6 protein-coding genes are annotated in these 6,993 nt (G+C 63.6%); 3 read left to right on the top strand and 3 right to left on the bottom strand.

Annotated features, from left to right (window positions below; translation table 11 throughout):
• The 3 genes from CQ14_RS32635 to CQ14_RS32625 form a co-directional block, all read right to left on the bottom strand.
• On the bottom strand, positions 1–664 hold a 664-nt coding region (locus tag CQ14_RS32635; protein ID WP_057861887.1), incomplete at its 3' end, for a hypothetical protein.
• Between the two features lie 278 nt (positions 665–942).
• A complete protein-coding gene (locus tag CQ14_RS32630; protein WP_057861886.1) occupies positions 943–1,710 on the bottom strand; it encodes a DsbA family protein in 768 nt (255 codons plus the stop codon).
• A 129-nt stretch (positions 1,711–1,839) separates the two neighbouring features.
• Entirely contained in the window at positions 1,840–3,243 is a 1,404-nt protein-coding gene (locus CQ14_RS32625) for a M48 family metalloprotease (RefSeq protein ID WP_057861885.1), read from the bottom strand.
• A 269-nt stretch (positions 3,244–3,512) separates the two neighbouring features.
• Between CQ14_RS32625 and CQ14_RS32620 the strand changes: the two genes are divergently transcribed.
• The 3 genes from CQ14_RS32620 (at position 3,513) to CQ14_RS32610 (ending at position 6,807) form a co-directional block, all read left to right on the top strand.
• Positions 3,513–4,700 carry a pyridoxal phosphate-dependent aminotransferase gene (locus CQ14_RS32620; protein WP_057861884.1) on the top strand — a complete coding sequence of 396 codons (1,188 nt, stop codon included), beginning with the start codon at positions 3,513–3,515 and terminating at the stop codon, positions 4,698–4,700.
• A 56-nt stretch (positions 4,701–4,756) separates the two neighbouring features.
• Entirely contained in the window at positions 4,757–5,374 is a 618-nt protein-coding gene (locus tag CQ14_RS32615; protein WP_430650235.1) for a biotin transporter BioY, read from the top strand.
• A gap of 104 nt (positions 5,375–5,478) precedes the next feature.
• On the top strand, positions 5,479–6,807 hold the full coding sequence (locus CQ14_RS32610; protein ID WP_057861883.1) for a dicarboxylate/amino acid:cation symporter: 1,329 nt from the start codon (positions 5,479–5,481) through the stop codon (positions 6,805–6,807).
• Positions 6,808–6,993 lie beyond the last annotated feature (186 nt).

Below are 6,993 nucleotides of genomic sequence, written 5' to 3'. Positions count from 1 at the left end.
GGAAGTGCACGTCGCGCGGCACGCGGGTGCCAACCGAAATCGAGAAGTTCACGTTGGTCACCGGCTGAACACGCTGCTCCCTGATCACGCTGGTGATCTGGGTGCGCTGCTCGGTCGAGAGCTTGGCGCCAGCGCCCGCCTGACCGGTCGTGGTTTGGCTCGCGGCGCCGCCCTGTGTCTGGGTCTGCGTCTGGGTGCGATCCTGCTGACGGTCCTGCTGTCCTTGGGCCTTCTGGTCACCCTTGTGCATGCTCTTGTCGCGGTCCTGGGTCTGGTCACGCTGCGTCGTGCTCTGCTCACGCTGCGTGCCCGGGCCCGCGCCCTGGCCGGTGGTCTGGCCCTTCTCGGCCTTGCCGCCGCGCTCCTCCTTGCCCTCGGCCTTCATGTCCTTGCCGCCCTTCATGTGGTCTTCGGCGCGCTGGTTCTTTTCAGCGCCCATTGACTTCGGCTGCTCAGACTGCGCGCCCTTCATCTCGGACTTGCTGCCGGGCTCGCGCTGCATGGTGCCCGACGACGGACCGCCGCGCTCGGAAGGCGCGCTCTGCTGCGCCGTGGAACCGGCCGTCCCGGTGTCGCGTCCCATGCCGGTGCCTTGCGCGTTCGCAAAGCCGGTTCCGGCGATCAGCGCCGCTGCGGCGACCGAAATCAGAAAGCGATTACTCATCGAATGTCTCCTCACGTGTTCTGCACATTGCCCGCGCGAACAACGAAAGGAATTGCCCGATGTTCCTGTTAGTTGGAGGTTCCGCCGACTTTTGTTTTGTGAATGCAGGATGAACGCCGTTTGGCCGCTGCGGATAGCTTTTGCGGAACGCTGTCGTTACGCGAGCGGTATCTGCTTTGCTTGAAAGCGCGATCGCTTTCGAGCGGAGACCTGCCAGCAAAAGAAAAATCCGGCTGCGACGCAGCCGGACTTGATTGCTTCAACGATTTCGGCTGGCCTCAGCAGGTCGCCTTGCCGCAACGGGCATTGTTGATCTTTTCGCGCAGGGCTTCAGCCCCGACCGCGCCGATCACGACCTGCTTGCCGATCACGTAGCTCGGCGTGCCGTTCATGCCCATCGCCTCGGCGAGCTTGAAATTTTCCTCGAGCGTGTTGCGCACTTCGGCGCTCGACAGATCCTTCTCAAGCTTCGCCATGTCGAGGCCGACTTCCTTGGCAACCGCCATCGCGCGTGCCTTGTCGGCGGCGCCGCGGCCGGTCAGCAGCTTCTGATGGAAGTCGAGATATTTCTTGCCGGTCGGATCCTGCATGCGCACGGCGACGCCGACCTGCGCGGCCTCGACCGAGCCGGCACTCAGGACCGGAAATTCCTTCAGCACGACCTTCAGCTTGGGGTCGGCCTTCATCAGCTCCATCATGTCCGTCATCGCGCGCTTGCAGTAGCCGCAATTGTAATCGAAGAACTCGACGAAGGTGACGTCGCCGTCCTTGTTGCCGAGCGTGACGTTGCGCGGCGAATTGAAGATCGCCTCGGCGTTGTTGGCGACGCCGGCTTCGTGCTTGGCGGCTTCCGCCGCGGCCTGGCGCTTGCTCAGCTCAGCCATCGCCTCTTCGAGCACCTCGGGATGCGCGATCAGGTAGTTGCGGACGATGGTCTCGATGTCGCCACGCTGGGTGTCGGTGAAGCTCTGCGCGGAAGCGGGCAGCGGCGCGCCGCAGAGCGCCACAGCGAACAATGCGGGGATGAGAAAACGGAACGAGGGCATCGGTAAGTCNCTTATGCGGCGGGGTCCCGGGCAATTCTGCTGAAGGCCGGCTCCTGGAGAGTNATCTCGGTTGGTGGCGACCAGGTCCTGGGTGAACCAGGTCGGATTATAGCCGAATGCGGTTGATTTCTAGTTGCTCTTCTGGCCCGGCAGCGGCTTGGCGCTCACAATGTCGTCAGCCTTGACCCATCCGGGTGTGCCGATGGCAAAGCGCGTTTTGGCGCGTGAGGCAAGATCGCGAGCGGTCTTGCTGTCGCCGCGAAGGTAGGCGGCCTGGGCCGAGGCGAGGTCGGCCTGCGCGTAGTCGCCCTTTCTTCCATAGGCCATGGCGAGCTGGGTGTAGCCGATCGGCGCCTCGGTCTCGCGCGCTAACGCCCCGCGCAGGATCGAGATGGCCTCGTCGGTATAGGCGTTGTTGCCGGTTGCCACGAGGGCCTGTCCCAGCATCATCTCGATCAGCGGCGAGTTGTTGGAAAGCTGCACGGCCTTGCGCAGCGGCGCGATCGCCTCCTGCGGCTTGCCGCCCTCGAGCAGCGCTTGCCCGCGCACCTCGTAGAAGTAGGCATTGTTGGGCTGCTGCTGGATCAGGGCGTCGATCTGGGTGAGGGCGCTGCGCAGATCGCCGTGCCGATAGGTCGCGATCGCGTGCGCGTAGCGTGCGGGCAGGCTGTTGTTGGACATCGGATAGCGCCGGTACACGGTCTCCTGCCGCTCCATGAAGGCCGAGATCTTGGCGCGCACCATGTCGTGACGGAGCTGCAGGGCAGGGTCGTCCTTCTTTTCCCAATATGGGCTCGACCGTGCCAATTCTTCCAGCGCGGCGACGCGCTGCGCCGGCATCGGATGCGACTGAACGTAGGGATCGGCGCCGCGCGCGGCGAACAGGCTTTCTTCGGTGAAGCGTTTGAAGGTCTCGTACATGCCCCTCGAGGACTGGCCGGTGGCGTTCAGAAATTTCACCCCGGCCTTGTCGGCGTTTTCCTCCTGCTGGCGCACGTAAGAGAGCAGGTTGCGGCGGATGATTTCTCCGGGAGCCGAGAACATCGCCGCGCCGGCGTTGGCCAGGCCACTGCTGCCGCCGCCTTGCGCGCCCGCGACCATCGCGCCGGCGCCGAGCAGCATGGCAATGATCATCTGCGTCTGCGCCTGCGCCATCTGCTCGCGCATCTTGGCGAGATGACCCCCGGCAAGGTGGCCGGTTTCATGCGCCATCACGCCGATGATCTGGTTCGGCGTTTCCGACTGCAGGATCGCCCCGTAGTTCACGAAGATGCGCCGGCCGTCGGCAACGAAGGCGTTGAAGACGCTCTGGTTGATGATCACCATCTGGATGTTCTGCTTTTCCAGACCGGCGGCGCGCAGGATCGGCCTCGTATATTCGCGCAGCAATTGTTCCGTCTCGGCGTCGCGGAGCACCGGCGGGCCTCTGTTCTCCTGCGCCGTCGCCGCCATTGGCGCAGCGACAAGCGCGACGGCCGTGGCCAGCGCGGTCAACTTCAGTGATTTCTTGCGTAAGGCGATGCGGAGCAGCATGAGCGGTCTTTGGCGATGGGCTTTCGTTCCGGATTTGGCCGGAAGCCGGTTCGGTCCCTGATTAGATCAGAAACAGGTCCCAGTTTGTTGTTTCAACGCGTTTCCTTTTCCGAGCCGGGGTATCACTGCATGAAACCGGTACCACTGTGTGAACCTGGTATCACTGCGCTTGAAAACGCTATAACAAGCCATCGAATACGGCCAGTCTGGGGCGGTAACCGGTTCGGGAACCTCGATTCGGGCAGCGCCCGCGCAAATAACAGAAATCGATGCTGGAATCGACACTTAGAGACCGCGCGACAGCGCTATTGACCCCCTCGGCACGGAGCGACGTTCCGCCCTTCATGGTGATGGACGTGATGGCGGCCGCCGCCCGCATCGAAGCGGCCGGCGGCCATGTCATTCACATGGAGGTCGGGCAACCCGCGGCGCCCGCGCCCAAGGTCGCGATCGCGGCGGCGCATGCCGCGCTCGACGCGGCGCGGATCGACTACACCTCCGCACTCGGCATGCCCACGCTGCGCGCGCGAATCGCCCGGCACTACCGCGATACTTACGGCTGCACGGTCGAGCCTGACAGGATCGTGGTTACGACCGGCTCGTCGGGTGGCTTCATTCTGGCGTTTCTGTCGATGTTCGAGCCGGGCGGCCGTGTGGCGGTCACCGTACCCGGGTATCCGCCTTACCGGCATATCCTGACCGCGCTCGGCTGCGAGCCGGTGCTGATCGAGACATCGAGCGCGACGCGCCATGCGCTGACCGGCGAGGCGTTGCTGGCCGCGCACGGCAAGGCGCCGCTGAAGGGCGTGCTGGTCGGCAGTCCCGCCAATCCGACGGGAACCATGATGTCGCGCGAAGCGCTCACCGGCCTGATCAATGCGGCGGAAAGCGCCGGGATACGTTTCATTTCCGACGAGATCTATCACGGGCTCGACTATGCGTTCCCGGCCGTGACGGCAGCCGAGCTGTCGCAGCATGCGCTCGTGATCAATTCGTTCTCGAAATATTTCTGCATGACCGGCTGGCGGGTTGGCTGGATGGTGGTGCCGGAGCCATTGGTGCGCCCGATCGAGCGGCTGCAGCAGAACCTGTCGATCTCGGTGCCGACGCTGTCGCAGATCGCGGCCGAAGCGGCCTTCGAGGGCCGCGACGAGATGGAGGCGATCAAGCACGGCTATGAGGAAAACCGCCGCATCCTGATCGAGGGATTGCCGAAGGCCGGGCTTACCAAGTTCTTGCCGGCGGATGGCGCCTTCTACCTCTACGCCGATGTTTCGGATTTCACCTCCGACAGTTTCGAGTTTGCCGGCCGCATGCTGGAGAAGGCGCATGTGGCGGCAACGCCGGGCGTCGACTTCGATCCGATCCAAGGCCGCAGCTTCATCCGCTTCTCCTACGCGCGCTCGGCCGACGAGATGCGCGAGGCGGTGACGCGCATCGCGCGCTGGCTTCGTTAGCGCGCAGCAATCCGTCATCCACATCATTCTCATCTGCAATCAATCGGGGAGCCATCATGTCTGCCAGAACCATGCCTGAAACCGTCGTCCCGTCGCATTTCCCGATTGCCGCGCTGCTGTGGCCACATCGCGCGGACGGCTCATCGGGCTTGTTGCGCAGCGTGATCCTGATCGCGCTGGGAACCGCGCTGCTGACCTTGTCGGCCAAGGTCAATCTGCCGTTGCCCTATGTGCCGATGACGCTGCAAACGCTGGTCGTGCTGATGATCGGCGCGGCCTATGGCTGGCGGCTCGGCAGCGCAACGCTCATCGCCTATCTCGCCGAAGGGGCGATCGGACTGCCGGTATTCGCAGGCCCCGTCGGCGGCCTCGCGCCGCTCGTCGGTCCGACCGCCGGATATCTCTTCGGTTTCGTGGCAGCGGCTTTTGTCACGGGATGGCTCGCCGAGCGCGGCTGGGATCGCTCGGTGTTTTGGCTGTTCGCCGCGATGGCGCTCGGACACATTCTCATTCTCGCCGCCGGATTTGGCTGGCTGGCATTCGGCGTGAAACTCGGCGTGGAAAAGGCGTGGCTGGTCGGCATTGCGCCGTTCATCGCGGCATCGCTGATCAAGAATGCGCTCGGTGCTGCATTGGTGCCGGCGATCCGGCGGATTGCCGACCGCCGCGATTAAGCGCTCGCCAACACCATTGACACCGCTCGCCTAAAGGACTTTGGCTGTGTGCGACGGATTGGCGCATGTCGACCAGTCCGCGCCACCAAAGGGGAGTGAGCGTCATGGCGGCAACGATCGCGACCGAAGCGCCGGCGAGTGCGGCAAAGCCCTGGTATCGGGTTCTTTACGTCCAGGTCCTGATCGCCATTTTGCTCGGCGCGTTGGTCGGCTGGCTATGGCCTACGCTTGCGACCAACGACTGGATCAAGGCGCTCGGTGACGGCTTCATCAAGCTGATCAAGATGGTGATCGCGCCGATCATCTTCTGCACCGTGGTATCAGGCATCTCGCATATTCAAGATGCCAAGAAAGTTGGTCGCATCGGCGTCAAGGCGCTGATCTATTTCGAAATCGTCTCTACCTTCGCGCTGATGATCGGTCTCATCGTTGGTAACGTGGTCAGGCCCGGTCACGGTTTCGGCGGCAGCATGGCGAATGCGCAAGCGGTCGCCGGCTACGCCAAGCAGGCGGAAGCGCAGAAGTCGGTCGATTTCTTCCTGCATATCATTCCCGACACCGTCGTCGGCGCCTTTGCGCAGGGCGAAATCCTTCAGGTTTTGCTGTTTTCGATCCTGTTCGGCTTTGCGCTGATGGGACTCGGTGAACGCGGCCATACGATCCGCGCCTTCATCGACGATGCCGCGCATGCGATATTCGGCGTCATCGCCATCGTGATGAAGGTCGCCCCGATCGGCGCGTTCGGCGCGATGGCGTTCACGATCGGAAAGTTCGGCACCGGTGCGATCCTGAACCTGATCGGGCTGATCGCGACCTTCTACGTCACCGCCGCGCTGTTCGTTTTCGTGGTGCTCGGCGTGATCGCGCGGATCGTCGGTTTCTCGATCCTCAAGTTCCTGGCCTACATCAAGGACGAACTACTGATCGTGCTCGGCACATCATCTTCGGAAAGCGCGCTGCCATCCTTGATGGAGAAGCTCGAACGGCTCGGCTGCTCCAAGTCGGTCGTGGGCCTCGTGGTGCCGACCGGCTACTCGTTCAATCTCGACGGCACCAATATCTACATGACGCTGGCGACCCTGTTCATCGCGCAGGCGCTCGGCTTCGATCTCACGTTCGGCCAGCAACTGACCATTCTGCTGGTCGCGATGCTGACCTCCAAGGGAGCGTCCGGCATCACCGGCGCGGGCTTCATCACGCTGGCGGCGACTCTGGCCGTGGTCGACCCGCGCCTGGTCCCGGGCATGGCCATCCTTCTCGGCATCGACAAGTTCATGAGCGAGTGCCGCGCGCTGACCAATCTGTGCGGCAACGGCGTTGCCTGCGTGGTGGTGTCGTGGTGGGAGGGCGAGCTGAATAAGGAGAAGCTGCACGCCAACCTGAACAAGCAGGTTGATCCGTCCGACGTCGAGACGGCGCTCACCACGGGCTGAGCAATCAGCTCGGCGCAATAAAAAACCGCCCGGTTTTCGCCGGGCGGTTTTTCTTTTGGGTTCGATTCCTTACTCGCCGCTGCCGAAGCGCCGCGACCACCAGCCGGCCTTGCGTGGCGCGGTTTCGCCCGATGGGGCCGGCGCGGGCTCGGCCGTAGCGGGCTCGGCCGGCGCGACCGGCTCCGG

Origin of the sequence: Bradyrhizobium lablabi, from assembly GCF_001440475.1 — a bacterium.
GTDB lineage: Bacteria > Pseudomonadota > Alphaproteobacteria > Rhizobiales > Xanthobacteraceae > Bradyrhizobium > Bradyrhizobium lablabi.
Note: the sequence above shows the minus strand (reverse complement) of the source record. Positions and strands in the feature narration are given on the sequence as shown.